Annotated in this window: 23 protein-coding genes and 1 tRNA gene; 18 read left to right on the top strand and 6 right to left on the bottom strand. The window is 71.0% G+C overall.

Going from position 1 to position 26,358, the window contains the following annotated elements; translation table 11 throughout:
• Positions 1-104: 104 nt before the first annotated feature.
• Positions 105-518 carry a (2Fe-2S) ferredoxin domain-containing protein gene (locus GCN81_RS03895; protein ID WP_156722020.1) on the top strand — a complete coding sequence of 138 codons (414 nt, stop codon included), beginning with the start codon at positions 105-107 and terminating at the stop codon, positions 516-518.
• 6 nt (positions 519-524) lie between these two features.
• Here the strand turns inward: GCN81_RS03895 and GCN81_RS03890 are convergent, their stop codons facing one another.
• Positions 525-947 carry a nuclear transport factor 2 family protein gene (locus GCN81_RS03890; RefSeq protein WP_156722019.1) on the bottom strand — a complete coding sequence of 141 codons (423 nt, stop codon included), beginning with the start codon at positions 945-947 and terminating at the stop codon, positions 525-527.
• Positions 948-1,124: 177 nt separating this feature from the next.
• Here GCN81_RS03890 and GCN81_RS03885 point away from each other — a divergent pair, with 177 nt between their 5' ends.
• On the top strand, positions 1,125-1,697 hold the full coding sequence (locus tag GCN81_RS03885; RefSeq protein ID WP_156722018.1) for a PadR family transcriptional regulator: 573 nt from the start codon (positions 1,125-1,127) through the stop codon (positions 1,695-1,697).
• Positions 1,690-2,499 (top strand): SGNH/GDSL hydrolase family protein, encoded by an 810-nt coding sequence (locus tag GCN81_RS03880; protein WP_156722017.1) that lies wholly within the window; start codon positions 1,690-1,692, stop codon positions 2,497-2,499. Before GCN81_RS03885 ends, GCN81_RS03880 begins: the two co-directional genes overlap by 8 nt.
• Before the next feature lie 46 nt (positions 2,500-2,545).
• Here GCN81_RS03880 and GCN81_RS03875 read toward each other — a convergent pair whose 3' ends face one another.
• The gene (locus GCN81_RS03875; RefSeq protein WP_231626352.1) at positions 2,546-3,736 is read right to left on the bottom strand and encodes a GTP-binding protein; all 1,191 of its coding nucleotides are present in this window, start codon (positions 3,734-3,736) and stop codon (positions 2,546-2,548) included.
• Positions 3,737-3,829: 93 nt separating this feature from the next.
• The gene (locus GCN81_RS03870; RefSeq protein ID WP_156722016.1) at positions 3,830-4,420 is read right to left on the bottom strand and encodes a DUF309 domain-containing protein; all 591 of its coding nucleotides are present in this window, start codon (positions 4,418-4,420) and stop codon (positions 3,830-3,832) included.
• A 110-nt stretch (positions 4,421-4,530) separates the two neighbouring features.
• Between GCN81_RS03870 and GCN81_RS03865 the strand changes: the two genes are divergently transcribed.
• Together GCN81_RS03865 and GCN81_RS03860 are read left to right on the top strand one after the other, a co-directional pair.
• Positions 4,531-4,604: transfer RNA gene (locus GCN81_RS03865), tRNA-Pro, on the top strand.
• Positions 4,605-4,914: 310 nt separating this feature from the next.
• Positions 4,915-6,360, top strand: a complete 1,446-nt coding sequence (locus GCN81_RS03860; RefSeq protein ID WP_156722015.1) for a glyceraldehyde-3-phosphate dehydrogenase — start codon at positions 4,915-4,917, stop codon at positions 6,358-6,360.
• Between the two features lie 87 nt (positions 6,361-6,447).
• Here GCN81_RS03860 and GCN81_RS03855 read toward each other — a convergent pair whose 3' ends face one another.
• A complete protein-coding gene (locus tag GCN81_RS03855) occupies positions 6,448-8,682 on the bottom strand; it encodes an MMPL family transporter (RefSeq protein ID WP_156722014.1) in 2,235 nt (744 codons plus the stop codon).
• Between the two features lie 358 nt (positions 8,683-9,040).
• Here GCN81_RS03855 and GCN81_RS03850 point away from each other — a divergent pair, with 358 nt between their 5' ends.
• The 9 genes from GCN81_RS03850 to GCN81_RS03810 all read left to right on the top strand — a co-directional run bounded on the left by GCN81_RS03850 (position 9,041) and on the right by GCN81_RS03810 (position 18,491).
• Positions 9,041-10,804 carry a VanW family protein gene (locus GCN81_RS03850; protein WP_231626349.1) on the top strand — a complete coding sequence of 588 codons (1,764 nt, stop codon included), beginning with the start codon at positions 9,041-9,043 and terminating at the stop codon, positions 10,802-10,804.
• A gap of 386 nt (positions 10,805-11,190) precedes the next feature.
• Positions 11,191-12,216: a FecCD family ABC transporter permease gene (locus GCN81_RS03845; RefSeq protein ID WP_231626384.1), complete on the top strand. Its 1,026-nt coding sequence runs from the start codon at positions 11,191-11,193 to the stop codon at positions 12,214-12,216.
• Complete coding sequence (locus GCN81_RS03840; RefSeq protein ID WP_156722012.1) at positions 12,216-13,013, top strand: ABC transporter ATP-binding protein; 798 nt, start codon at positions 12,216-12,218, stop codon at positions 13,011-13,013. The genes GCN81_RS03845 and GCN81_RS03840 overlap by 1 nt, the downstream gene beginning before the upstream one ends.
• Complete coding sequence (locus GCN81_RS03835) at positions 13,010-14,056, top strand: ABC transporter substrate-binding protein (RefSeq protein ID WP_156722011.1); 1,047 nt, start codon at positions 13,010-13,012, stop codon at positions 14,054-14,056. The genes GCN81_RS03840 and GCN81_RS03835 overlap by 4 nt, the downstream gene beginning before the upstream one ends.
• A complete protein-coding gene (locus tag GCN81_RS03830; RefSeq protein WP_156722010.1) occupies positions 14,043-14,363 on the top strand; it encodes a hypothetical protein in 321 nt (106 codons plus the stop codon). Before GCN81_RS03835 ends, GCN81_RS03830 begins: the two co-directional genes overlap by 14 nt.
• Before the next feature lie 313 nt (positions 14,364-14,676).
• Entirely contained in the window at positions 14,677-16,599 is a 1,923-nt protein-coding gene (locus tag GCN81_RS03825) for an ABC transporter ATP-binding protein (protein WP_197287463.1), read from the top strand.
• Positions 16,600-16,736: 137 nt separating this feature from the next.
• Positions 16,737-17,162 carry an aspartate 1-decarboxylase gene (panD, locus tag GCN81_RS03820; RefSeq protein ID WP_156722009.1) on the top strand — a complete coding sequence of 142 codons (426 nt, stop codon included), beginning with the start codon at positions 16,737-16,739 and terminating at the stop codon, positions 17,160-17,162.
• A gap of 162 nt (positions 17,163-17,324) precedes the next feature.
• Positions 17,325-17,999, top strand: coding sequence for an aspartate/glutamate racemase family protein (locus GCN81_RS03815; protein ID WP_156722008.1), 675 nt, complete (start codon positions 17,325-17,327; stop codon positions 17,997-17,999).
• Between the two features lie 51 nt (positions 18,000-18,050).
• On the top strand, positions 18,051-18,491 hold the full coding sequence (locus GCN81_RS03810; RefSeq protein ID WP_156722007.1) for a nitroreductase family deazaflavin-dependent oxidoreductase: 441 nt from the start codon (positions 18,051-18,053) through the stop codon (positions 18,489-18,491).
• Between the two features lie 345 nt (positions 18,492-18,836).
• Here the strand turns inward: GCN81_RS03810 and gndA are convergent, their stop codons facing one another.
• Complete coding sequence (gene gndA / locus GCN81_RS03805) at positions 18,837-20,276, bottom strand: NADP-dependent phosphogluconate dehydrogenase (protein ID WP_156722006.1); 1,440 nt, start codon at positions 20,274-20,276, stop codon at positions 18,837-18,839.
• 137 nt (positions 20,277-20,413) lie between these two features.
• Between gndA and GCN81_RS03800 the strand changes: the two genes are divergently transcribed.
• Entirely contained in the window at positions 20,414-21,391 is a 978-nt protein-coding gene (locus tag GCN81_RS03800; RefSeq protein ID WP_156722005.1) for an acetylxylan esterase, read from the top strand.
• 89 nt (positions 21,392-21,480) lie between these two features.
• Positions 21,481-22,722, top strand: coding sequence for a transglycosylase family protein (locus tag GCN81_RS03795; protein ID WP_156722004.1), 1,242 nt, complete (start codon positions 21,481-21,483; stop codon positions 22,720-22,722).
• Here the strand turns inward: GCN81_RS03795 and GCN81_RS03790 are convergent.
• The gene (locus GCN81_RS03790) at positions 22,712-23,821 is read right to left on the bottom strand and encodes a DMT family transporter (protein ID WP_231626347.1); all 1,110 of its coding nucleotides are present in this window, start codon (positions 23,819-23,821) and stop codon (positions 22,712-22,714) included. The genes GCN81_RS03795 and GCN81_RS03790 overlap by 11 nt on opposite strands.
• A gap of 276 nt (positions 23,822-24,097) precedes the next feature.
• On the opposite strand from GCN81_RS03790, the gene GCN81_RS03785 reads away from it, so the two are divergent.
• A complete protein-coding gene (locus tag GCN81_RS03785; protein ID WP_156722003.1) occupies positions 24,098-24,799 on the top strand; it encodes a (2Fe-2S)-binding protein in 702 nt (233 codons plus the stop codon).
• A 136-nt stretch (positions 24,800-24,935) separates the two neighbouring features.
• Positions 24,936-26,303 (top strand): wax ester/triacylglycerol synthase family O-acyltransferase, encoded by a 1,368-nt coding sequence (locus GCN81_RS03780; RefSeq protein ID WP_156722002.1) that lies wholly within the window; start codon positions 24,936-24,938, stop codon positions 26,301-26,303.
• Positions 26,304-26,358: the final 55 nt, after the last annotated feature.

The following is a 26,358-nucleotide window of genomic DNA, read 5'->3' as shown; positions in this document are numbered from 1 at the left end:
GCAAGACCGCGTGCGGGGCCTACCCGTATCATCGAACGTCCGATCCCACCCCCACCGCACCCCCAGCTCACCTCCCCCTCATCCTTCGCGGAACGGAACCGGCTGTGACCCGACGCGCCTTCGTACGGCCCACGGTGCAACGCCCGTGCACCCTCGTGGTGTGCCGGGGCTGTTGCTGCGGCGACCGCCGCAAGCTGCCGGGCACCGACCACCAGTGGCAGTTGGACCGACTGCGGGCCGCCGCCGCGGACTCCGGGGGCCGGATCGCCCTGCGCACCACCGACTGCCTCGGGCCGTGTGAGTACGCCAACGTGGTGGTCGTCCAGCCGTCAGCGGACGGGCGGCGCAGGGGCGGCCGCGCGACCTGGATAGGTCTCGCCCTGGACGACAGCTGCACCGACGAGATCATCGAGTGGGCGGTCGCGGGCGGCCCCGGCATCGCCGAGCCGCCGCCCGCCCTGGCCCTTCAGTTCGTCCGCCCGCCCGGGATGGCGGCCCGCTCACGCGCGAAGCGCTGACGCGCTTCAGCCCTCCACCAGGCCGTCCGCCACCAGACCCGCGTACACCGCCGCGCTGAGCGTCTGCACGGCGGAGAGCGGCCTGACCATCACGGTGAACTCCTTGATCAGGCCCTGCTCGTCGAAGTGCAGCAGGTCCAGCCCGTGGATCTCCTTGCCGCCGACCCTGGTCCGGAAGAGCAGGATCTCGGAGTCGGCTTCGACGCCGTCGCGGCTGGTCTCGGCGGTGCCTTCGTACGACCCGATGTACCGGAAGTCCTCGAACGTGCGCAGCAGAACCTTGAGCACGCCGAGAAACATCTCGCGGCCCTCGAACGGGGTGAACTTGACCGGGCTGTAGAAGCGGACATCGGGGGTGAACAGGTCCTCCATCGCCGCCAGATCCCTCTTCTCCACGGCGGTACGGAAACGTGCTGCTGTCGTCGGCATGGGGCGCCTCCATAGTCATGAATGCGACTAGTCAGATTTTTGAGTATGCTGCGGGAGGAGGGAGACGGAGTCAAGGGCCGAGGATCGACAAACCACAAACCACAAACCACAAGCGACAAGCGACAAGCGACAAGCGACAAGCGACAAACCGCGAAGACGAGAAGGGGGCCGACCGCGATGGCACTCCGCCACGCCGTGCTGGCGGCGCTGCTCGACGGCGAGTACAGCGGCTATCAGATCGCCAAGGGCTTTGACATCGGCGTCGCCAACTTCTGGCACGCACTGCCGCAGCAGCTCTACGCCGAGCTCGCCAAGCTGGAGAAGGGCGGACTGATCACGGGCCGTGAGGTGGTTCAGCAGGGCCGCCCCAACAAACGGCTCTTCACGGTCACCGACGCCGGACTCGCCGAACTGGAGCGTTTCGCCGCGGATACCGCGAAGCCCTCTTTCATCCGGGACGACCTGATGGTCAAGGTCCACGCCGCCGACCGCACCGAAGCGGACGCGGTCATCGAGCAGTTGGAGGAACGGGCGACCGTCGCCGAGGCGAAGATCGCGGTCCTCACCCCGCTGCTCGAGAAGCTCCGGGGTGACCTGGACGAAGCGGAGTTCCTGCGCGTCGGCGCGCGCGTCGGCCCGTATCTGACCGGTCTTCGGGGTCTGAGCTTTGAGCGGGAGCAACGGGAGTGGTGCCTGCGGACCGCGTCGGTGCTACGCGCCCGAGCGGCCAGGGAGCGCGCCCATGTCTGAGCACGCCGCCCCGCCCAGCTCGTACGTGCGCTACGTGGCGCTTGGCGACAGCCAGACCGAGGGCATCGGCGACGGCGACGACACGGTCGGGCACCGCGGCTGGGCCGACCGCCTGGCCGAGCAACTCACCGACCTCCAGCCCGAGCTCGGTTACGCCAACCTGGCGGCACGGGGCAGGCTCGCCGCGCAGGTGCGCGCGGGCCAACTCGCCCCCGCGCTCGCCCTGCGACCCGACCTCGCCACCGTCTTCGCCGGGGTCAACGACCTGATCCGGCCCCGGTACGACGCCGACGCGGTGGTCAGCGAGCTGGAGGAGATGTTCGCCGCGCTCACCGACGCGGGCGCCACGGTCGTCACCCTCACCTTCCCCGACATCGGCAGGATCGCGCCCCTCGCGCGCGGGCTGCGACCCCGGGTGAGGGACTTCAACACCCGGGTACGGGCGGCCGCCGCGCGGCACGGCGTGCTGGTCGCCGACACGGCCGGACCCGAGGTCACCACCGACCCGCGTATGTGGAGCGCGGACCGCCTGCACGCCAGCCCCCTCGGGCATACCCGGATCGCCGCCGCGGTCGCCGACGCGCTCCGCCTCCCCGGCAGCGACACCACCTGGACCCGCCCCCTGCCGACCCCGGCGCCGCGCCCGACGCTCGCCGGGGAGGCGCGCTGGGCGGCCACCTTCCTCGGCCCGTGGGCGCTGCGCCGCCTCCGCGACCGCTCCTCAGGCGACACCCACACCGCCAAACGCCCCCACCTCACCCCGCTCGCCCACCCCGCACACGAGCCGTCCCCGAACGCCTGACCCGCCCGGCCCGACTGCCGTACGCCGCCGTCGCCGCCGTACGCCGTCAGTGCTCCCGCTCGCAGACGTCCGTCGGGCGGACGTCCCAGGTCGGGAACGGGTCGGGAAGCCGGGTCCAGTGGGCCGGGCCCGCCGTCAACTCGGCGTCGGTCAGCAGGCACTGGCCCAGCGCCTCGCGCAGCGCGTCCCGCTGGAGTTCCGTACCGATGAAGACGAGCTCCTGGCCCTGCGGCAACTCCTCGCTCGTGTGCGCGTCGTGGGCCGCGGTGGGCTCGAAGCGGGCGACGGAACCGGCGTGCGACCACAGGCCCGTGACGCCCGGCCGGGTGGCCAGCGTGAAGAAGCCCTTGGAGCGCAGCACTTGACCGTATGTCCCCTCGTCCAGCGGGCCGGTGATCAGCTGCCACAGCCGCTCGGGGTGGAAGGGGCGGGGATCGCGCAGCACCAGCGAGGAGATCCCGTACTCCTCGGTCTCCGGGATGTGGTCGCCGTTCAACTCCGCGACCCAGCCGGGTGCCTGCTCGGCCTTGGACAGGTCGAAGAGACCGGTGCCCAGGAGCTCGGCCGGGTCGGTCACGCCGTGCGCGATACGCCGGACGCGGGCCGAGGGGTTGAGGCGCAGGAGGGTGGCCTCCAGTCGGCGCGCGTCCTCCTCGCTCACCAGGTCCGTCTTGTTGAGCAGGATCACATCGGCGAACTCGACCTGGTCGATGAGCAGATCGGTCACCGTACGCTCGTCATCGTCGACCGGAGCGAGCCCGCGCTCGGTGAGTTCGTCGCCGCGGTCCAGTTCGGGCAGGAAGTTCACCGCGTCCACGACGGTGACCATGGTGTCCAGGCGGGCGAGGCCGGTGAGCGAGGCCCCGTCGTCGCGGGCGAAGGCGAAGGTGGCGGCGACCGGCATGGGCTCGGAGATGCCGCTGCTCTCGATGAGCAGATAGTCGAAGCGCCCCTCGCGCGCGAGCCGTGCCACCTCGTCGAGCAGGTCGTCGCGGAGCGTGCAGCAGATGCAGCCGTTGGTCATCTCGACGAGCCGCTCTTCCGTACGGGACAGCGAGCCGCCGTCGCGTACCAGTGAGGCGTCGATATTGATCTCACTCATGTCGTTCACGACGACGGCGACCCGGAGCCCCTGCCGATTGCTCAGGATGTGGTTGAGCAGCGTGGTCTTGCCAGCACCGAGGAAGCCGGAGAGGACGGTCACAGGCAGCGGGCCGCCTGAGGGGAGGGTGGGCACAGGTGATTCCTCGCTCGGTGGAGATGGGCACGGTGGAGGAACCACGCTAGCTTAATGGAAACGATTTCCATAACCGAAAGGCTCGCTGGCAGGTCAGGGCTCCCGGCGCAACCGGGGCGCGCAGGCCGCCGCGTCAACCGGCTCGGCGTCCCGCTCCAGACGATCCGCCAACCCCTCGGCCCACCCGACAATCCCGCCGACGTCAATCCCGTACGGCCCAAGCCCGCCGCCCGCACGCTCCTCACCCCCATACTCCCGCCCGACAGCGCTCGCACCCCTACGCAGCAGCCGCGCGCCACCCGTGATGTTCCCCCGCGCCGCATGCGTGAGGCCGACGGCCAGCTGGGCCAGACCCCGCCACAGCGCCCGCTCCGTCTCGGGCCCCGACTTCCAGGCGTCCTCGAACACCTCGTGCGCGTGGAACGGCCGCCCCGCGTCCAGCAGCGCCTGCGCCTCGGTAACTGTCTCGTCCGGCGTACGGACCACCCCCTCCGGCTGCCGCTCGACCCCTTCCGTCCCGTACGGCAACGGGCGGCCAAGCCCGTCCCGTGGCCGGGCGTTACGCGCCCGGCCCTCGGTGTCGCGGTCACGGCCGCCGCTGTGGCTGCGGTTGCGGTTGCGGTCTGTGGGGCGGGGTCCGGTAGTCACCCCCCGATTGTCGCCCCGCGCTGCCAGAACCCGCATCGAGGCTGGTCCGGGGCATGGACCGAGGTGTGGGTCGGGGGGCATGGCGGGGTTCGGGGTGAGGTAAGGTTCTGACTGTGCGAGCGCGGGGAGCCCTGCGGATCACACATCGGGACGTGGCGCAGCTTGGTAGCGCACTTGACTGGGGGTCAAGGGGTCGCAGGTTCAAATCCTGTCGTCCCGACTCGAAAGAGTCGCAAATTAGGGGCCGTTTCGGAGCAATCCGAGACGGCCCCTAATCATTTTTGGGGACCAGTCGGGGCCCACCTGTAGCGGTGTCAGGCGACGTTGACCGGGGCCGCTCCCTCCGCGTCACGGTTACTCGGCCTGGGCTTCGGCGGAGCCGCACATGTCAACGCCCCCGGGGGCAACACAGTAAGGGGCCGACCGGCCCCCATCTCCTGCCGCGCGGGCCGTTCGAGGGGTGACTGCTTCCATGATCAAAATGAGGTAGGGGTAGCATATGAGCACCGCCTAGCTCGAAAGATAACCCTGTGACTGTCAACGACGACTCGTTCACCAACTGGAAGAACCGCGAGGAGATCGCGGAGTCAATGATCCCGATCATCGGGAAGCTGCACCGGGAGCGGGACGTGACCGTCCTGCTTCACAGCCGCTCCTTGGTGAACAAGTCGGTGGTCAGCATTCTCAAGACCCACCGGTTCGCCCGGCAGATCGCCGGTGAGGAGCTCTCGGTCACCGAGACGCTGCCGTTCCTGCAGGCCCTCACCACCCTCGACCTCGGTCCGTCCCAGATCGACCTCGGCATGCTCGCCGCGACGTACAAGACCGACGACCGCGGCCTGTCGGTCGCGGAGTTCACCGCCGAGGCCGTCGTCGGCGCCACGGGTGCCAACAAGATCGAGCGTAGTGAGGGACGCGACGTCGTCCTGTACGGGTTCGGCCGCATCGGCCGTCTCGTCGCCCGCCTGCTCATCGAGAAGGCCGGGTCCGGCAACGGCCTCAGGCTGCGCGCCATCGTCGTCCGGCAGGGCGGCGAACAGGACATCGTGAAGCGCGCCTCGCTGCTGCGCCGCGACTCCATCCACGGCCAGTTCCAGGGCACCATCACCGTTGACGAGGCGAACAGCACGATCGTCGCCAACGGCAACGAGATCAAGGTGATCTACGCGAACGACCCGTCGGAGGTCGACTACACGGCGTACGGCATCAAGGACGCCATCCTCATCGACAACACCGGCAAGTGGCGTGACCGCGAGGGCCTGTCGACGCACCTGCGCCCCGGCATCGACAAGGTCGTCCTGACCGCGCCCGGCAAGGGCGACGTCCCCAACATCGTGCACGGCGTCAACCACGACACGATCAAGCCGGACGAGCAGATCCTGTCCTGCGCCTCCTGCACCACCAACGCGATCGTCCCGCCGTTGAAGGCGATGGCGGACGAGTACGGCGTGCTGCGCGGCCATGTGGAGACCGTCCACTCGTTCACCAACGACCAGAACCTGCTGGACAACTACCACAAGGCTGACCGCCGCGGCCGTTCCGCGCCGCTGAACATGGTCATCACCGAGACCGGCGCCGCATCCGCCGTCGCCAAGGCGCTGCCCGACCTCAAGGCTCCGATCACCGGCAGCTCGATCCGGGTTCCGGTGCCGGATGTCTCGATCGCCATCCTCAGCCTGCGGCTCGGCCGCGAGACCAGCCGCGACGAGGTACTCGACTACCTCCGCAACGTGTCGCTGACCTCGCCGCTCAAGCGTCAGATCGACTTCACGACTGCCCCCGACGCGGTCTCGAACGACTTCATCGGCTCGCGGCACGCCTCGATCGTCGACGCGGGCGCCACCAAGGTCGACGGCGACAACGCGATCCTCTACCTCTGGTACGACAACGAGTTCGGCTACTCGTGCCAGGTCATCCGGGTCGTCCAGCATGTCTCCGGCGTCGAGTACCCGACCTACCCGGTGCCGACGGCCTGACCTGAGCCGTCCGCGCACCGCGCACCGTGCTCCGCGCACACCTGAGGGGCCATCTTCGGATGGCCCCTCAGGTGCGTCAGGCGACGGTCAGCTGACCGGTACGGACTCCTTCTCCAGCTCCACTGCGGGCGTGGCGACGTCCGGCCGCTGGTTCAGCCGCTCGCCCTCGACGTCCACGTTGGGCAGCGCCCGGTCCAGCCACTTCGGCAGCCACCAGGCGCGGTTGCCGAGCAGGGCCAGTACGGCTGGGACAATGGCCATCCGGACCACGAAGGCGTCGAACAGGACCGCGATGGCCAGGCCGAAGCCCATCATCTTGATCATGCTGTCGCTCTCCAGGATGAACCCGGAGAAGACGCTGATCATGATGATCGCGGCGGCCGAGACCACCCGCCCGCCGTGCGTGAAGCCGGTGGTGATCGCCTCCTGAGGGGTGGCCCCGTGCACATGCGCCTCGCGCATCCGGGTCACCAGGAAGACCTCGTAGTCCATGGCCAGGCCGAACACCACACCGATCATGAAGATCGGCATCATGCTCATGATCGGGCCCGGCTGCTCCACCCCCAGCAGGTCCGCCAGCCAGCCCCACTGGAAGACCGCCACGACGGCGCCCAGCGCGGCGGCCACCGAGAGCAGGAACCCGAGCGCGGCCTTGAGCGGGACCAGGACGGAACGGAAGACCACCATCAGCAGCAGAAACGCCAGGCCCACCACGAGCACGAGGTAGGGCACCAGAGCGGCGTCCAGCGTCGTCGAGAAGTCGATGGTCATCGCCGTCTGACCGGTGACCAGCAGCTCGGCGCCGGTGTCGGCGTGGATGCCGTCGGACAGGTCCCGGATGGACTTCACCAGGTCCTCGGTGGCGCGGTCGCTCGGGCCGGTCTTGGGCATCACGGTCATGATCGCGGTGTCGCCCGCGTCGTTGAAGCGCGCGGGTGTCACCGCGGCGGCCTCGCCCAGACCGGTGACCGCCTTGTCCACCGCGGCGGCGGACGCCTTGATGTCCCCGCTACCTCCGGCGTCCCCCTGGTCGACGGTGAGCATCAGCGGGCCGTTGAACCCCGCGCCGAAGGACTCCGACAGCATGTCGTAGGCCTTGCGCTGGGTGGAGTCCGGGGCCGCTGAGCCCTCGTCGGGCAGCCCGAGCTCCAGGCTCGCCGCGGGAACGGCGATCACCCCGAGGCCCAGTACGGCCGTGGCCAGCACCATCAGCGGGCGGCGGATGACGAACCGCGCCCAGCGGGTCCCCAGCTTCGGCTTGGCCTCGGCGGCCGCATGACTCTGGCCCTTGCCCTGGCTCTTGCGCTGCTTACGGCTGAGTGCCCGGCGACCGGCGAAGCCCAGCAGCGCCGGAGTCATGGTCAGCGCGATCAGTACGGCGATGGCGACGGTCGCCGCGGCGGCCAGACCCATCTTGGTCAGGACCGGGATGTTCACCACGGCGAGCCCGGACAGGGCGACGATCACGGTCAGCCCGGCGAAGACCACGGCCGAACCCGCCGTACCCACGGCGCGCCCGGCAGCCTCCTCCGGGGTACGGCCCTCGGTGATCTCCGCGCGGTAGCGGGAGACGATGAACAGGGCGTAGTCGATCGCGACCGCGAGGCCGATCATCATCGCCAGCGTCGAGGTCGTGGCGGAGAGATCGAGCGCACTGCCGAGCGCCGCGATGCCGGAGATGCCGATTCCGACGCCGACGATCGCCGAGAGCAGCGGCATCCCGGCCGCCACCAGCGACCCGAAGGTGAGCAGCAGCACCACCGCGGCCACACCGATACCGATCAGCTCGGCGGTACCGCCCAGCTCCCCTTCGGCCACCACCGCGTCGCCGCCCGTCTCGACGGTGAACCCGGCGGTCCTGGCCGAGTCGGCGGCCTCGGCCAACGCGTCACGCGCGTCGTCCGTCAGCTCCATGGCGGGGGCCTCGTACGTCACCGAGGCGTAGGCCGTCCTGCCGTCCTGGCTGACCGCGTCGGCCTTGAAGGGGTCGGCGACCTCGACGACCTGCGGGCCCGCCCCGAGGTCCTTGACCAGCTCGGCCACCTCGGACCTGCCCGCCGGGTCGGAGATCTTCGCCCCTTCCGGCGCGCGGATCACCACACGGGCCTGCGCGTTCTCGGCGCCCGCCGCGGGGAAGCGCTCGTCAAGCAGGTCGAAGGCCTTCTGTGACTCCGTTCCCGGCATGGCGAAGGAGTCGGCGGGTGGTGCGGGCGCGGCGGCGGACGCGACGCCGACACCCACCAGGACCGCCACCCATATGAGGGCGACCAGGCCGCGGCGCCGGAAGGCACGGCGGCCCAGCGCGTACAGGAACGTAGCCACGTCGAATCAAGCTCCGTAAGAAGGAAGGACAGGAAGGACAGGAAGGACAGGAAAGGCGGGGCGAAGATGCCTCCTCCATCGTCACCGCGCACGGCGGGCCTGGCCTCGACCTCAGTGACCGTTCCCGTGTACTGCCTTCGGAGTAGTCCCGCCTCATCCCCGTCCCCCGGAAGTCGACACGGCCGCCTGCCGTGTACTGCGCCTGGCGCGGTGTGAGCCACTCCACGCGCTCACCGGGCCGCTCCGGACGACGGCGTGAACCACGCCTTATACGCTGATTAGCGCACAGATGTTCCACAAGGAAACAGACAAGCTGGGCCTGTCCGTCGCGTGTGGCAGCCCCCGACGAGGAGGCTCAGTGCTCCGTTCTGATGGCGGTGAGCGCGGTGAGCGCGGTGGGCGCGGCTGGATACGTCCGGCCGCCCTCACGGTCGGGGTGGCGGGCGCCGCGTTCCTCGGGCTGTACGGCGTCGGCTTGCTCGTCGCGGGTGAGGACATACCCTCCGGCACCCGCGTACGAGGCGTCGACATCGGCGGAATGGACCGCGCCGAGGCCCGCGCCGCCCTGGACAAGGCGGCGGCCCACGGCGCGTGGGCAGAGCCGGTGCCCGTACGGATCGGCGACAAGGACGACACCGTCGACCCACGGGCGGCCGGGTTCGCCATAGACGCCGGGAAGACCGCGGACCGCGCCGCACGCGCGGGCGCCGACCCCGTGAGCGTCATCGGCCGCCTGCTGACCAGGGGTGACCGGGATATCGACCCGGTCACCCGCGTGGACGAGGCCACCGCCCGCACGGCACTGGCGAAGACGGCCAAGGAACACGACCGCCCCGTCAGGGACGGCGCCATCACCTTCGAGAAGGGCGAGGCGGTCCCCGTAAGGGCCCAGGACGGCCTGAGCCTCGACCGCGACGGCGCCCTGAAGGCCCTGCGGTCCGCCTACCCCGTAGCCGAGGGCACGTCGGCCGGGCTCCCGGTCCCGCTGCCCGTACGGCGGACATCGCCCCGCGTCGAGACGGCGGAAGTGACCCGTGCCATGACGGAGTTCGCCACCCCGGCGATGTCCGCGCCGGTCACGCTCACCGTAGCCGGGAAGCCGGTCGAGATCGGCCCGACGACGCTCGGCGCCCACCTGACCATGAAGGCGGACCGTGAGGCCGGCCGCCTGAAGCCCCAGCTCGACAGCAAGGCACTGCTCCGTGACCCGTCGGTGGTCCGCCCGCTCGACCAGGCGACCGGACCGGGCCCCGTCCCGGCGACGCTGCGCGTCGACGGCCAGCGCGTCGTGGTGGACGCGGACGGCGAACCCGGACACAAGGTCACCGCGAAGGCGCTCGGGAGCGCCGTACTGCCCCTGCTGACGAAGAGCGGCACAGCGCGTACCGGCGAGCTGACCACCCAGGAGGTGCCGCCCGCCCTCACCCGGCAGACGGTCGACGACCTGGGTATCAAGGAGGTGCTGTCCAGCTTCACCGTCACCTTCGAGCCCGCCGCGTACCGCACCACCAACATCGGCCGTGCCGCGGAACTGATCAACGGTTCCGTGGTCAAGCCCGGAGAAACCTGGAGCTTCAACAAGCGGGTGGGGGAGCGTACGAAGGAGAACGGCTTCGTCGAAGGCACCTGGATCAACGACGGCCAGTACGGTCAGGCACTCGGCGGCGGGGTCTCGGCTGTCGCCACCACCGTCTTCAACGCCGTCTTCTTCGCCGGGGTGAAACCCGTGGAGTACGGGGCGCATTCGTTCTACATAGAACGCTACCCCGAGGGCCGTGAGGCGACCGTCGCCTGGGGCTCGCTCGACCTGCGGTTCCTCAACGACTCCGGGAACGGCATCTACATCCAGGCCAGCGCCACCGACACCTCGGTCACCATCAGCTTCCTCGGCACCCGCAAGTACGACGCGGTCGAGTCGGTCACCGGCCCCCGCACCAAGGTGACCGAGCCCGAGGAGCGGACCTCGGACGCGAAGAACTGCGTCCCGCAGACGCCGCTCGAAGGCTTTGACGTCTCCGTCGACCGGGTGTTCCGGATGGATGGCGAAGAGGTCAAGCGTGAGACGTTCAACACCCACTACACCCCACGCGACAAGGTCACCTGCGAGGAGGAGGCACGCTAGGCTGCGATTGTCCCGCGGGGGAAGTCCGGTCGAAATCCGGCGCTGACCCGCAACGGTAGGCGGAGCAAGGGCCCCTGAAGTGGCCCCGGTTCCGTGAGCCCGATTACCCGCGGTGACAGGAGCTCCTGACAACTCGCCGTGGTCTGCGAGAGGGTGCCGCGCGGGGCGCAGTATGTCCTGGGTTGGTCCTTGGCACGCAGCGCAGCGGCCCAAGGCGAAGGCGACCACTCGTGGCCCCACCGCGCGCACGCGAAGCCGTCGTGCCCTCCCCGGCCCGCACCGAACCGGGCACAGGCACCGAACCCGGCACCGGGCCCAGCACCGGCCCCAGCACCGGCACCGGCCCCAGCACCGGAGCCGGGCCCGCGCCGCCACGGCGCCTCCCGCTGCCACCTCTGATCGCCGCCCTGTGCCTGGCCCTTGTGGCCTCGCTGGTCTGCGGAGCCGGTCTCGGCGCCTCCGGGCTCAGCTGGGGTGAGGTGCTGCGCCATCTCTGGGCCGGGCTGAGCGGTGGGGTGATATCCCCCGACGAGGTGGCGGCGTACACGATCGTCTGGGAGCTGCGCTTCCCGCGCGCCCTGCTGGCCGCCGTCGTCGGCGCCGGGCTCTCCGCTGTCGGCGTCGCCATCCAGGCCATGGTCCGCAACGCGCTCGCCGACCCGTTCACCCTGGGCATCTCGTCGGGCGCGGCCATCGGCGCCAACGCCGTGTTGATCTTCGGGGCGCTCGGCGCGCTCGGTGTCTGGGCGCTGTCCGCCGCGGCCTTCGCCTCCGCGCTGTGCGCCATGATCCTGGTCTACGCCGTCGCGCGCACCGCTCAGGGACTGACGCCGCTGCGGCTCGTCCTCACCGGCACCGCCATGTACTACGGCTTCTCCGCCATCAGCACGCTGATGGTGTTCATGGCCGAACGCGGCGAGGCTGCCCGCTCGGCGATGATGTGGCTGCTCGGCAGCCTCGCCGGGGCGACCTGGGCCTCCGTGCCGATCGCCGCGGGCGCCGTACTCGCCGCGCTGGGCTATCTCGCGGTGTCCGCGCGGCGGCTGAACGCCCTGGCCATGGGCGACGAGACGGCGGCCGCGCTCGGAGTGGACGCGGGCCGGCTGCGGAAGGAACTGTTCCTGCTCGCGGCGGCGGTCACCGGGGCCGTCGTCGCGGTCAGCGGGGCGATCGGCTTCGTCGGCCTGATGGTGCCGCACGCCGCGCGGATGCTGGTCGGCGCTGACCACCGCCGGGTGATGGCCGTGGCGCCGCTGGCCGGTGCCGTGCTGCTGATCTGGGTGGACATCGCCTCGCGCACCATCCTGGCGCCGACGGAGCTGCCGGTCGGTGTGCTGACCGCGGTGATCGGCGTGCCCTGCTTTCTGCTGCTGATGCGGCGCCGTGGCTACAGCTTTGGAGGCGGTGCGTGATGCGTGTCGATATCGATGACCTCACCGTCGAGATCGCGGGCGCGCGGCTGGTGGAGGAGGTGTCGCTCCAGGTCGGCAGCGGACAGCTGGTCGGGCTCGTCGGGCCCAACGGCAGTGGTAAGTCCACCCTGTTGCGCTGCGTCTACCGGGCGCTCAAGCCGTCCGCCGGAGTCGTCCGGATCGGCGGCGACGACCTGCACGCCCTGACCGTACGGGAAGGGGCTCGCCGACTGGCCGCGCTGCCCCAGGAAGCGGCCACCGAGTTCGACTTCACCGTCGCCGAGGTGGTCGCCATGGGACGGCTGCCGCACCAGCGCTCGGCGGCCAGAACCACCGACGAGGACCGTCAGGTATGCGAGCGGGCCCTGGCCCGGGTCGGCGCGAGCCACCTCGCGGACCGGGGCATCCTCACCCTTTCCGGCGGCGAGAAGCAGCGCGTCCTGATCGCCCGCGCGCTCGCCCAGCGGCCGCAGGTACTCGTCCTGGACGAGCCCACCAACCACCTGGACATCGCCCAGCAGTTGGAGGTGCTGTCCCTGGTGCGCGACAGCGGACTGACCGCGCTCACCTCCCTGCACGACCTCAACCTCGCGGCCGTCCACTGCGATCTGCTCTACGTCATCCAGCACGGCCGGATCGTCGGCTCCGGCGCCCCACACGACGTACTCACGGCTGAGCTGCTGGCCGATGTGTTCGGCGTACGGGCGCATCGCGTGCCGCATCCCGAATCCGGCGCGGTCCAACTGCTCTTCGACCGTCTCACGGCCGCTCGGCCCTCTTCCAAGGAGTCCCGTTGACCCTCTCCGTACGCCCCACCGCCCGCCCCACTGCCGCTCTGGCACTCGTCGCCGCCCTCGCGCTCAGCGGCTGTGGCGCCGAGGTCGCATCCGAGGCCGAGAAGGACGCCAAGGCCGACGGCCGGTACCCCGTGACGATCGAGAACTGCGGGGAGAAGGTGACGTACGACAAGGCCCCGCGGCGGGTGGTCACCAACGACGTCGGCATCACCGAGATCATGTTCGCGCTCGGCCTTGAGGACCGTATGGCGGGCTATGTCATGCCCGACGACAAGGGCGACCTGGGCGGTGTCCCGTGGAAGGACGCGTACGACAAGACCACCTGGCTCTCCAAGAAGACGATCAACAAGGAACTGGTACTGGACGCCAAGGCCGACCTCGTCTTCGCGGGCTGGAACTACGGCTTCGGCGAAGACAGGGGCTTCACGCCTGCCGAGCTGAACCGGCTGGGCATCGACACCTATCTGCTGACCGAGTCGTGCCGCAACGGGCGCGGCAAGGCGCGTGGGGTGATGTCACCGCTGGACGCCCTCTACACCGACCTGCGCAACCTGGGGAAGCTCTTCGATGTGGAGGACCGCGCCGAGAGCCTGGTCGCGAAGTTCCGCAAGCAGGTGGCCGAGGCTGAGGCCAAGGCGCCCCAGGGCAAGGACCGGCCCCGCGTCTTCCTCTACGACGACGGCCGGGACAAGCCGCTGACCTCGGGCGCGTACGCGGGGCCGCACGACATCATCACCAAGGCGGGCGGCGACCATGTGATGAAGGACCTCAAGGACAGCTGGACCACCGTCGGCTGGGAGACCGTCGTCGAGCGTGACCCGGAGGTCATCGTCGTCAACAACTACGGCGACACCAGCGCCCGGCAGAAGCGCGAGTTCCTGCTGTCCTACCCGCCGCTGAAGGACGTCTCGGCGGTGAAGAACAAGCGGATCGTCGTCCTGGACTATGTCGACCTGGTCGAGAGTCCGCGTAACCCCGCGGCCGTCGTCTCGCTCGCGAAGGAGCTGCGTGCCGTTACGATCCAGAGCCATGAGCGCACCTGATCAAGAACAGGCCGAGGGCACGCCGGAGACCGATACCGAAACCGAAGGACGGCGGCCTTCGCCACGGCAGGCTCGGCTGATACGGATCACCGCGGCCTCGGTGTTGATGGCGGCGGCGGCCGTGGTGCTCGTGGTGCGGCTGGCGAGCCGGTCGTCGGTGCTGGTCGTGGGCGTGTACGGACTGTTGCTGATCCTGTGCGGGCTGGTAATCGAGCTCAGCCGTCGTGGCAGGACCAGGCTCGGCACCTGGCTGCTGGGAGCGGGACTGGTCGCCTCGCTGGCGGCGGACTGGGTCCTGCTGCCGTGAGACCGGCGGCCCTGCTGCCCTGAGACCGGCGGCCCTCTGTCCGAATTTTCTTCCTCTCAGGGAACAATTTCGGACAGAGGGTCGTTTATGCGAATGTGGGCGCGGACGAGGGGGTTTCCCCGAACCTTCTCAGTCCCCTACACGGCGCGCCCCGATCGGCACACCCCCCCGTCCGATCGGGGCGTTGCTCTGCCCAAAGAGCGTCGAGGGGCGTCGAGGGCCAAAGAGCGTCGAGGGGCGTCGAGGGGCGTCGAGGACCAGCGAGTGACGTCGCAGTTGACTTCAAGTTTGCTTGAGGTTCTACGTTCGCTTCATGAGCATGGAATCCACAGCCTGGACGCAGCTGCGCACGGTCATGACCGCGCAGCAGGACCACCGCCCCTTCACCCGGGCCACGCTGCGCCGCATTGGCGCCTTCGCCCGGCCACACCGCCCCCGCATCGTACGGTTTCTGCTGGTCAGCGTGGTTACCGCGGTGCTCGCGGTCGCCACGCCGGTCCTCGCGGGCGACGTCGTCAACGCCATCGTCCGGGGTCAGGACCCCGGTGTCGTCGTCCGGATCGCCCTCCTCATCGCGCTGATCGCCCTCGCCGAGGCGGGGCTTGGTCTGCTGAACCGCTGGCTCTCCGCCCGTATCGGCGAGGACCTGATCCTGGGGCTGCGCACCGCGGTGTTCGACCATGTCCAGCGGATGCCGGTCGCCTTCTTCACCCGTACCCGCACCGGAGCCCTGGTCAGTCGCCTCAACAACGACGTGATCGGGGCGCAACGCGCCTTCTCGGGCACGCTGTCCGGGGTGGTCTCCAACGTCGTCACCCTGCTCCTGACCCTCGCGGTGATGCTCACCCTGTCCTGGCAGGTCACCCTCCTCGCCCTGGTCCTGCTCCCGGTGTTCGTGGTGCCCGCCCGCCGTATGGGCGCCCGGATGGCGCGACTGCAGCGCGAGGCCGCGAACCACAACGCCGCGATGGGCACCCGGATGACCGAGCGTTTCTCCGCGCCGGGCGCCACCCTGATCAAGCTCTTCGGGCGGCCCGGCGCCGAGTCCGAGGAGTTCGCGGAGCGCGCCCAGCGGGTACGCGACATCGGCGTACGGACGGCCATGGCCCAGGCGACGTTCATCACGGCGCTGACGCTGGTCTCCGCCCTAGCGCTGGCCCTCGTCTACGGCCTCGGCGGCTACTACGCGCTGCGCGGCTCCCTGGAACCCGGCGCCGTCGTCGCCCTCGCGATGCTGCTCACCCGGCTGTACGCGCCGCTGACCGCGCTGGCCGGTGCGCGGGTCGAGGTGATGACCGCCCTGGTCAGCTTTGAGCGGGTCTTCGAGATCCTCGACCTCAAGCCGCTCATCGAGGAGAAGCCGGACGCCCAGCAGGTACCCGAAGGACCGGTGGCCGTCGAGTTCGCGAACGTGCGCTTCGGCTACCCGTCCGCCGACAAGGTCTCCCTCGCCTCGCTCGAGGAGGTCGCCTCACTCGACACCCGCGGCGGCGAAGAGGTCCTGCACGACGTGTCCTTCCGCGCCGAACCCGGACAGACGGTCGCCCTGGTCGGCTCCTCCGGCGCGGGCAAGTCGACCATCGCCCAGCTGGTGCCACGCCTGTACGACGTCGACGCGGGTGCCGTACGGATCGGCGGCGTCGACGTACGCGACCTGAGCGCCACGTCGCTGCGCGGGGCGCTCGGCATGGTCACCCAGGACGGCCACCTGTTCCACGACACGGTCCGCGCCAACCTGCTCCTCGCCAGGCCCGAAGCGGCCGAGGACGAGCTGTGGAACGCGCTGCGCCGCTCCCGGCTCGACGGGCTCGTGGCCTCGCTGCCGGACGGCCTGGACACCGTCGTCGGCGAGCGCGGCTACCGGCTCTCCGGCGGGGAGCGGCAGCGGCTGACGATCGCCCGGCTGCTGCTCGCCCAGCAGCGCGTGGTGATCCTCGACGAAGCCACCGCCCACCTGGACAACACCTCCGAGGCGGCCGTCCAGGAGGCCCTGGCCGAGGCGCTGTCCGGACGCACCGCCGTCGTCATCGCGCACCGGCTGTCCACGGTGCGCGCGGCGGACCAGATCCTGGTCGTCGAGGAGGGCCGGATCGTGGAGCGCGGACGGCACGAGGAACTGCTCGCCGCGGACGGCCGGTACGCCGAGCTGTACCGCACCCAGTTCGCCGACGCCGACGCCGACGCCGACGCGGACGCGCCGAAGGGGGCCGAACCCGAAGTGGTCCCGGCCACGTGACGGGCCGCGACAGTCGTCCAGGTCTCACGTCCCGTGGTGACGGGATCTGACCGAACAAGCGAATCGTTGTACGCTCCGGGGAACGCCCTTGACCGGCAAAGCACAGGCAGGGAGCCGACAAAATCGGGAGTTTTTCCGTGTTTCGTACCATGTTCAAGTCCAAGATCCACCGGGCCACCGTGACGCAGGCCGACCTGCACTATGTGGGATCGGTCACCATCGACGCGGACCTGATGGACGCCGCCGACCTGCTGCCCGGCGAGCTGGTCCACATTGTCGACATCACTAACGGCGCCCGGCTCGAGACCTACGTCATCGAGGGTGAGCGCGGCTCCGGCGTGATCGGCATCAACGGCGCCGCGGCCCATCTCGTCCACCCCGGCGATCTGGTCATCCTGATCAGCTACGCCCAGGTCGACGACGCCGAGGCGCGTGCGCTGCGGCCCAGTGTCGTCCATGTGGACGCCGAGAACCGGATCGTGGCCCTCGGTGACGACGCCTCCGCGCCGGTGCCGGGCGGCGACACCCAGCGCAGCCCCCACGCGAGCGTCCCGGCGCGTTGAGGGGCGCGCGTGTGGCTGGATCTGCGTGTGGCGGGATCTGCGCGCGTGGAGATCAAACGCCCTGCGGGGCGCCGCCGCAGGGCCGTAGGCGGCCGATAGCGTGATCGGCAAGGTGGACTACACCACCAACACGCCGAACGATCGTGGCTTAGCCTCGGCCCCATGCTCGCCCTGCTGCACACCTCGCCCGCCCACATCCCGGTCTTCGACGCCCTGCGGGACCAGGACCATCCCGCCCTGGAGCTGCGCCACTTCGTGCGCGAGGAGCTGCTGGCCCAGGCCAGGGTGGACGGCCCGCGGGCCGTGGCCGACGCCGTCCGCGCGCTGCTCGCCGACGCCGTCGCGCAGGGGGCGAGCGCCGTACTCTGCACCTGCTCGACGATCGGCGCCGTCGCCGAGGCGCAGGCCCAGGCGGAGGCCGCCACCATCGGGGTGCCCGTGCTGCGGGTCGACCGGCCGATGGCGGCGGCCGCGGTCGCGACGGGCCCGCGGATCGTGGTCCTCGCCACGGTGGAGAGCACGCTGGACCCGACGGTCGCGCTCGTCGAGGAGGAGGCCCGCCGCGCCGGGCGCCCCGTCGAGGTCCGTACCCAGGTGGTCGAGGGCGCGTGGGACTGCTTCGACGCCGGTGACCGGGAGGGCTGCACGGCGTTGGTCGTGACGGCGGTCGGCGCCGTGCGCGACGCGGATGTGGTGGTGCTCGCCCAGGCGTCCATGGCCCCCGCCGCCGACCGGGCCGTGAGCGTGACCCGGGTGCCGGTGCTGTCCAGCCCCCGGATGGGGCTGCGCGCGGCGGCGCTGCGGTGCGGGAACACCGCTGCGGGCGGGCGGCGTTGAGCTGGTCAGGCGATGTGGCACGGTACGGAGCGCCGCATGGAAGGAGTGGGCATGGCATCGAACGACGAGGCCGTCATCAGCCCCGAGGGCTGGGTGGCACGGCAAGCGCGGCTGTACGAGGAGTCCGGCGGCACCCAGGGCACCACGATGCAGGGCGCGCCCTGCCTCCTCCTCGACTACCGGGGACGCCGCACCGGGCAGTGGCGCCGCACCGTACTGATCTACGGGCGGGACGGTGACGACTACCTGATCGTGGCCTCCAACGGCGGGTCCGACCAACACCCCCTGTGGTACCTCAACCTGCGCGAAGAGCCCGAGGTCCGCCTCCAGGTCGGCCCCGAGCGGTTCACCGCTCGCGCCGAAACCCTGTCCCCCGAGGACAAGGCCCGGGTCTGGCCCGGCCTGGTCAAACTGTTCGCCCCGTACGAGGGGTATCAACGCGGGACGGCACGGGACATCCCCGTAGTACGCCTCACGCGGACGAACGACTAGGCATCGGCCCGTCCGACCCTCGGCGTGTGGACTCGCCAGGCGCGGGAACCCGTGACGGGAGAGAGTGGACGGCGAGGCCGTCGTCCAGCGGGCGGCGCCGATCCACTGCCCTCCGTACCGCTGGAGGAGTTCCCATGACACACCCGTTCCCGCCAGAACCGATGCCAGGCCCAGGGCCGGGCCCGGACCGCCCCGATCCCGGGCCGTTCCCCTCACCCGTGCCCGAGCCCGAGCCCAAGCCCACGCCCAAACCCCCACCGTCCCCGATCCCGCACCCCCCGGACCCCGGCCCGGCGCCTGACCCCGAGCCGGGACCCACGGGCTAGCCCCGCGGGCGGCGGGCCGTCAGGCGGTGACCTCGGACCGGTCGCCGCCCCACAGCGTGTGGAACGAGCCGTCGCGGTCGGTGCGCCGGTAGGTGTGCGCGCCGAAGAAGTCCCGCTGCCCCTGGGTGAGCGCGGCCGGCAGCCGCGCGGCGCGCAGCGCGTCGTAGTACGCCAGCGCCGCGGAGAAGCCCGGCGTGGGCACCCCCTGCTCGGTGGCCGCGACCAGCACCGCCCGCCAGTCGTCCTGCGCCGCGCCGATCTCCTCGGCGAAGCTCTTGTCCGAGAGCAGGCTTGGCAGGTCGGCGCGCGTGTCATAGGCCGCGCGGATACGGTCCAGGAACGCGGCCCTGATGATGCAGCCGCCCCGCCAGATCGCGGCCACCGCCCCCAGGTCGATGTTCCAGCCAAACTCGTCGCTGCCCGCCTGGATCTCGTGGAAGCCCTGCGTATACGACACGATCTTGGACGCGTACAGCGCCTGCTCCACCTTGTCGGCGAAGGCGGCCGCGTCGGCCTCGCCCAGCGGCTCCGCCGACGGCCCCGGGAGGCCGCCGGAGGCCTCGCGCAGCGCCGTATGGCCGGACAGCGACCGGGCGAACACTGCCTCCGCGATACCAGACACCGGAACCCCCAGGTCAAGGGCGATCTGTACGGTCCAGCGACCGGTGCCCTTCTGCTCGGCCTGGTCCTGCACCACGTCCACGAACGGCCGACCCGTCGCCGCGTCCACATGGGACAGCACCTCGGCCGTGATCTCGATCAGGTACGAGTCGAGACGGCCGGTGTTCCAGGTACGGAAGATGTCGGCGATCCGCGCCGGGGAGTAGCCCGCCACCTCCCGCAGCAGGTGGTACGCCTCGGCGATCAGCTGCATGTCGGCGTACTCGATGCCGTTGTGCACCATCTTCACGAAGTGCCCCGCGCCGTCCGGCCCGCAATGCGTCACGCAGGGTGTGCCGTCGGCGGCCTTCGCGGAGATCTTCTCCAGCATCGGCCCGAGCGTGGCGTACGACTCCGGCGAACCGCCCGGCATCACGCTCGGCCCGTGCAGCGCGCCCTCCTCGCCGCCGGATACGCCGGTGCCGACGAAGTGCAGGCCCTGCTCGCGCAGTTCGCGCTCGCGGCGCCTGGTGTCCGCGAAATGCGCGTTGCCCCCGTCGATGATCATGTCTCCCGGCTCAAGGAGCGGCGCGAACTCGCGGATCACCGCGTCGGTCGGCTCACCCGCCTTCACCATGATCACCAGTCGCCGTGGGCGCTCCAGCGCGGCGACGAACTCGGCGGCCGTCTCGGCGGCGATGAACGTCCCCTCCTGCCCGAACTCCTCGACCAGTGCGTGGGTCCTGGCCGAGGTGCGGTTGTGCACCGCGACCGTGTAGCCGTTGCGGGCGAAGTTACGGGCGAGATTGCGCCCCATGACCGCGAGGCCGGTCACACCGATCTGGGCTGAACTGCTCATGCCTGTGGCTCCTGGAATCGAGATTTCGAGATTTCGGGATAGCGGGATAGCGGGATAGCGGGAGACTGCTCCGGTGACGCCAGTATGTCGTCACCGTGCCTGGTGTTTCCCGGTGTTCCGGTGGGGAAAGAAGTCTCATGGCCCTTTTTGATCTTCCTTTGGAGCAACTCCGCGGCTACCGGCCCGACCTGCCGGAGCCCGCCGACTTCGACCAGTTCTGGGAGAAGACCCTCGCCGAGGCCGCCCAGTACGACCTGGACGCGCGCTTCGAGCCGGTGAACATACCCCTGACCGGGGTCAAGGTCTTCGACGTCAGCTACGCCGGATACGGCGGACACCCCGTCAAGGGCTGGCTCGTGCTGCCCGCTGGCGCCCGTGAGCCGTTGCCCGCGGTGGTCGAGTACATCGGGTACGGCGGCGGGCGTGGGCTGCCGCATATGCATCTGCTGTGGGCGGCCGCCGGGTTCGCGCACTTCGTCATGGACACCCGTGGGCAGGGCAGCGACGGGTGGGCCAGCGGCGAGACCGGGGACCCGGTCGGCAGCGGGCCCGCGCACCCGGGCTTTATGACCCGCGGCGTCGAGGACCCGCACGACTACTACTACCGCCGCCTGTACACCGACGCGGTACGAGCCGTGGCGGCCGTCCGCGCGCACCCCCTGGTGGACGCCGCGCGCGTCGCCGTCACCGGGGTGAGCCAGGGCGGCGGCCTCGCCATCGCGGTCGGCGGGCTCGTCCCCGACCTGGCCGCGGTCGCCCCGGACGTGCCGTTCCTCTGCGCCTTCCCGCGCGCCGCCACGCTGACCGACCGCATGCCCTACCGCGAGATCGGCGCGTATCTGAAGGCCCGCAGGACGGGCGAGGAGCAGGTGTTCCGCACGCTGTCCTACTTCGACGGGGTGCACTTCGCCGCCCGTGGCCGGGCCCCCGCGTTGTTCTCCGCGGCGCTGGAGGACCAGACCTGCCCGCCGTCCACCGTCTTCGCGGCCTTCAACGCGTACGCGGGGGAGGAGAAGTCGATCGAGGTGTACTCCTTCAACGACCACGAGGGCGGCGGTCCGTACCAACAGCAGGTGCAACTGGACTGGATGCCACGCTACTTGAGGCGGGCGTGAGGTCATCCTGAGGGGTGCGCCCCCTTGTCACCGCCTGTGCGCAGCGGTTACTTTTGCCGCTTCCGACAGGTGTCTGGAGGGGGCTTCCCATGGCCGTACGCGGTCGTCACCGCCGCTACCAGCCGAGCAGGATCAACCGCGCTTCGATCACCGTCACGGCGGGCGGGGCTGGAATGGCGCTTCCACTGATCAGTGGCGGCACCGCCCAGGCGGCCGACGTCGACACCTGGAACAAGGTCGCCGCCTGCGAGTCGACCAACAACTGGTCGATCAACACAGGCAACGGCTACTACGGCGGACTCCAGTTCAAGCAGTCCACCTGGGAGGAGTACGGCGGCCGGGGCTACGCTCCGCGCGCCGACCTGGCCAGCAAGGACCAGCAGATAGCGATCGCCGAGAAGGTGCTCAAAGGCCAGGGCCCCGGCGCCTGGCCGGTCTGCTCGGTGCGCGCCGGGCTCACCCAGGGCGGTGACGCGCCGGACATCAGCCCCAGCGGTGACGTCCGGCAGGCCGCGCAGTCGGCGAAGGCGCCAAAGGCCCCCAAGGCCCCCAAGGCCCCCAAGGCCAAGCCCGAGGAAACTCCGCAATCCCGCGCGGGCAAGGCCCAGATGTACCGGGTCGTACGAGGCGACAACCTCTCCGGGATCGCCGAGGCCAAGCAGGTCAGGGGCGGCTGGCAGCAGTTGTACGACGCCAACCGCGAGGTCGTCGGCAGCGATCCGGACCTGATCGTGCCGGGCCAGCGGCTCACCCTGCGCGCGGACGACACGCCGCGGGCCGCGCGACCAGCCCCGCCGAAGCAGGAGCGGCAGCAGCCGAAGCCCGCCCCGAAGCCGAAGCAGCAGCAGAAGAAGCAGGACAAGCCCGCGCCGCCAGCCAACGAGCAGACCCCACCGGCCGAGCAGGTGAAGGCCAAGCCCACCGCCCAGGGCCTGTCGGCGCCCGTCGCCGCGAGCCCCACCACGCCCTACCGCGCCGCCGGTGGCTCGTGGGCCAGCGGCTACCACACGGGCGTCGACTTCGCCGTACCCACCGGGACTTCGGTGAAGTCCGTCGCCGCGGGCCGCGTGGCCTCGGCGGGCTGGGCGGGCTCGTACGGCTACCAAGTGGTGATCCGGCACAACGACGGCAAGTACAGCCAGTACGCGCATCTGTCGGCGCTCACCGTGAAGGCGGGGCAGAGCGTCGGCGCGGGCCAGCGCATCGCCCGCTCCGGCTCCACCGGAAACAGCACCGGGCCCCATCTGCACTTCGAGGTGCGGACAGGTCCCGGCTATGGCTCCGATGTCGACCCGCTGGCCTATCTGCGCGCGGGTGGCGTCAGGATCTGAACCGCGTGCTGGGGGGCTTCGGTTGTACGGGCACGCCCGGCGGCGCCCCCGCCGTCGGCTCCCGTGGCCAGGCGTCGTTGACCATCGGCCGCTCCAGTACGTCCGTGGCCCCGGCGGCGGAGGCGGCCCGAACGGGCGCCGAGCCCTTGGCCCGTCGCTGCCCCCTTGGCGCCACGGCCAGCGGAGCGGCGAGCGGAGCCAGGCGCTCCGCGCCGGTGGGCAGCTGGTCCTGGCGCTGCCCGGTGGTGGCCGTACGCGCGGTGTCGGCCGTGTCTCCCATGCGCTCCGTCGTCAGCAGGATCAGGCCGCCCGCCGCCACGACCGAGCAGCCCAGCGCGAGCAGTGTGCCCGTCGTGCCGTACCGGAAGCTCTCCTGGAACAGCGTGAGGCCGACCGCGGCGGCGACCGCGGGGTTCACCACGGTCACGGTCGCCAGCGGCGCCGCGAGTCCGGCACCGCGGTACGCGGCCTGGGACAGCAGCAGGCCCGCCGTCGCCAGCACGCCGATCACCGACAGGCTGGGCAGCTGCCCGAGGATGCCGCCGGTGCTCCAGTCGACCGCGACGGTCTTGGTGAACACCGAGGCGATACCGAAGGCGACACCCGCGCCACCGGCCAGCAGGACACTGCGCACCACGGGGTGCCGGTGCACCGTACGGGCGGCCACCACCAGCGCCGCCACCACCCCGAAGGTGACGGCCGCCACCAGAACCCGTTGCGTCGCGTCCAGCGAGTGCGACCCCGCCGCCCCCGTCAACGCCAGCAGTCCCGCCAGGCCCACCGTCGCCATGATCGCGCCGCGCCAGGCCGTGGACCCGGCCCTGCGGCCCACGAAAAGCGCTGCCATCGGCAGCGCGAAGACGATGGTCAGGGCTCCCAGCGGCTGAACGAGACTCAGCGGGCCAAGTGCCAGCGCGGCCACATGCAGCACGGCCCCCACGCCGTTGAGCGCGACCGCGACCCACCACACCGGGCGCCGCAGCGGTGCGTACGGGCGGTCCGGCGAGGTCACGGCTACCCGTTCCTGCAGGATCGCCCCGCCCGCATAGGCCACCGCGGAGACGAGGGAGAGCAGCACGGACAGGGCGAGTGCGCTCATCGCGCACCCGCCGGGTCCTGGTGCGTACGGTCGGCTGTCATATCTCTACGATGACGCCTGGATCGGCTCGCGTCGTCGTCCTCCAGCAGGCATTGGGTCCTACTGCCGATGGAGTAGGCCGTGGTCCGGGTAGTCCTCAGGTCGACCCCTGGGGCGCCCCTTTGGGCAGGTTCCGGGCATTCCGCGCTCGCTTCGCGGGAACGACACTGCGACAGACGCGCAGCGGATGGCAGGCGTGGCAGGCGTGGCAGGCACGGCAGGGATGGCGGGGCAGCAGTGGACTTCGGGGAAATCGCGTCGGTCGGCGGGTTCTTCGCCCTGCGTACGGAGGTGCCGCCTGGTGGCGCCGTACCCCTCGCCCAAGTGTATGCCGGGGGCGCGGAGCCGCTCGGGCTGCGCGTGGCCAAGGTGCGGGCGGGGCTGCGCGCGCCGGAGACCCGGATCGCGGTGTCCGTGGCCCAGCTGGGACTGGCGGCCAGGCTCTGGTCCGTGGCGCTGGGCGCGGCCGCGCTGCACGACCAGGTCCCCGACCTCGACCCCGTACGGCTTCGCTGGGACCCGGACGCCAGCAGCCCCGACGACCTGTGGCTCGACGCGGTGCGGGCCCTGCCTGTCGACCGGCTCAAGGCGGTGGTCCTGGACGCTCACCTGGCCTCGCTGGGCGCGGCGCTGCGGCGTGAGTACCGCGTGTCGGAGCGGCTGCTGTGGGGGAACGCCGGGTCCGCGCTGGCCGGGGCGGCGCGCGAGCTGCACCGCTGGGCACGCCGCGAGGGGCGCCCCGATGTGGGGGCGCGGGCCCTCGCGCTGGCCACCGAGCTGCTGAGCACCCCGGAGCTACAGGGCACCGGCACTTTGCGCGGCACGGCGTTCCGGCGGCGTAGCTGCTGCCTGTACTACCGGGCCCCTGGTGGCGGGCTGTGCGGCGACTGCTGCTTTGACCAGCGGCCGGGGCGGCGCGCTGACCGGGGGGACCCGTGACGGGACAACTGGCGAAACAAGGATTAATCTGGCCGTAACGCTACGTGTTCTGTCACTACTTGACCGTAGTTGTCAAAGGTCTGTTGACTGCTGGAGTCAACTGTCGTCGACGCGAGAGTTCCTTATGACTGGCGATATGACCGGTGATCTCCTCGCACCACTCGACCTGGCCTTCTGGAACATCGAATCCGCCGAGCACCCCATGCACCTGGCGGCGCTCGGTGTCTTCACCGCCAGCTCCGCGACCAGCGCCCGGCAGGCCGCTGACCTGCTCGCCGCCCGTGCCCCCGACGTGCCAGGATTGCGCATGCGTATCCGCGGGGTGATGGTCCCGGTCGGCAGCGCCGTACGCGAACCGGTGGCCCACTTCGACCCACTCCACCACGTCCGGCTCGGCTGGGCCGTCGACGACTTCCACGCCGCGGCCGGGGCGCTGATGGAGCGGCCACTGGACCGGGAGCGGCCCCCGTGGGAGGCCCATGTGCTGCCCGGCGCCGACGGCACCTCCTTCGCGGTGTTCTTCAAGTTCCACCACGCGCTCGCCGACGGCCTGCGCGCCCTGACCCTGGCGGCCGGAGTACTCGATCCGCAGCCCGCGACGACCGGCTACGCGCCCCGTCGCACCACCAAACCACCCGAGCCGCCCGAGTCCACCGGACCCCGGCTGCCCAACCCGCTGGCCCTGCCCGGCCTCCTGCGCCGCGGCATCGACGAGGTGGGCCGTGGCATCGGCGAGGTGAGCCAGGCCCTGGAGATCGGCACCTCGGTCGCCCGCGCCACCTGGGGCGTACGCACCTCACCCGCCCTCGTCTCGGACGCCACCGGAACCCGCCGCACCGCGGGCGCCGTCCTCGACATCGACGACGTGCACCGCGTCCGCAAGAGCGTCGGCGGCACCGTCAACGACGTACTGATCGCGGTCGTCGCGGGCGCGCTGCGCCGCTGGCTGGACGAACGCGGCGAACCGAGCGACGGCCTCGCCCCGCGCGCCCTGATCCCGGTCGCCCGCCGCCGCACCCGCGCCGACCGCCCGACCGGCAACCGCCTCTCCGGCTACCTGATCCGGCTCCCGGTCGGCGAGCCGGACCCGCTGGCCCGGCTGCGGACCGTACGCGCCGCCATGGACCACAACAAGGACGCCGGACCCAACCGTGGCGCGGGCGCCGTGGCTCTCCTCGCCGACCATGTGCCGCCGCTCGGGCACCGGCTCGGCGGGCCCGTCGTGGCCCAGGCGGCCCGGCTGCTCTTCGACATCCTGGTCACCAGCGTGCCGCTGCCCAGTCTGGGCCTGCGGCTCGGCGGCTGCCCCCTCACCGCCGTCTACCCCTTCGCCCCGCTCGCCCGCGGCCAGTCGCTCGCGGTGGCCGTGTCCACGTACCGCGGCTTCGTCCACTACGGCCTGGTCGCCGACGCCGAGGCCGTCCCTGACCTGGACCGGCTCGCCCAGGCCCTGCATGACGAACTCGCCGAACTGATCAAGGTCGCCGAGGAGGCCGGGACCTGAGCGGTTTGGCGTGGACACCCTCGCCTACGTAAAGTTGCCACTTTGGAAACTTCAC

The sequence above is a fragment of the Streptomyces apocyni genome, from assembly GCF_009739465.1.
GTDB classification, from domain to species: Bacteria; Actinomycetota; Actinomycetes; order Streptomycetales; family Streptomycetaceae; genus Streptomyces; species Streptomyces apocyni.
This window is presented reverse-complemented; position numbering and strand designations above follow the sequence as displayed.

Excerpts from the sequence above, each read along its gene's own strand:
- GCN81_RS03890 (WP_156722019.1), bottom strand. The coding sequence starts at position 947 with ATGCCGACGACAGCAGCACGTTTCCGTACCGCCGTGGAGAAGAGGGAT.
- GCN81_RS03885 (WP_156722018.1), top strand. The coding sequence starts at position 1,125 with ATGGCACTCCGCCACGCCGTGCTGGCGGCGCTGCTCGACGGCGAGTAC.
- GCN81_RS03880 (WP_156722017.1), top strand. The coding sequence starts at position 1,690 with ATGTCTGAGCACGCCGCCCCGCCCAGCTCGTACGTGCGCTACGTGGCG.
- GCN81_RS03870 (WP_156722016.1), bottom strand. The coding sequence starts at position 4,420 with ATGCGGGTTCTGGCAGCGCGGGGCGACAATCGGGGGGTGACTACCGGA.
- GCN81_RS03840 (WP_156722012.1), top strand. The coding sequence starts at position 12,216 with ATGCGTGTCGATATCGATGACCTCACCGTCGAGATCGCGGGCGCGCGG.
- GCN81_RS03830 (WP_156722010.1), top strand. The coding sequence starts at position 14,043 with ATGAGCGCACCTGATCAAGAACAGGCCGAGGGCACGCCGGAGACCGAT.
- GCN81_RS03825 (WP_197287463.1), top strand. The coding sequence starts at position 14,677 with ATGAGCATGGAATCCACAGCCTGGACGCAGCTGCGCACGGTCATGACC.
- GCN81_RS03815 (WP_156722008.1), top strand. The coding sequence starts at position 17,325 with ATGCTCGCCCTGCTGCACACCTCGCCCGCCCACATCCCGGTCTTCGAC.
- GCN81_RS03810 (WP_156722007.1), top strand. The coding sequence starts at position 18,051 with ATGGCATCGAACGACGAGGCCGTCATCAGCCCCGAGGGCTGGGTGGCA.
- gndA (WP_156722006.1), bottom strand. The coding sequence starts at position 20,276 with ATGAGCAGTTCAGCCCAGATCGGTGTGACCGGCCTCGCGGTCATGGGG.
- GCN81_RS03800 (WP_156722005.1), top strand. The coding sequence starts at position 20,414 with ATGGCCCTTTTTGATCTTCCTTTGGAGCAACTCCGCGGCTACCGGCCC.
- GCN81_RS03795 (WP_156722004.1), top strand. The coding sequence starts at position 21,481 with ATGGCCGTACGCGGTCGTCACCGCCGCTACCAGCCGAGCAGGATCAAC.
- GCN81_RS03790 (WP_231626347.1), bottom strand. The coding sequence starts at position 23,821 with ATGAGCGCACTCGCCCTGTCCGTGCTGCTCTCCCTCGTCTCCGCGGTG.
- GCN81_RS03780 (WP_156722002.1), top strand. The coding sequence starts at position 24,936 with ATGACCGGTGATCTCCTCGCACCACTCGACCTGGCCTTCTGGAACATC.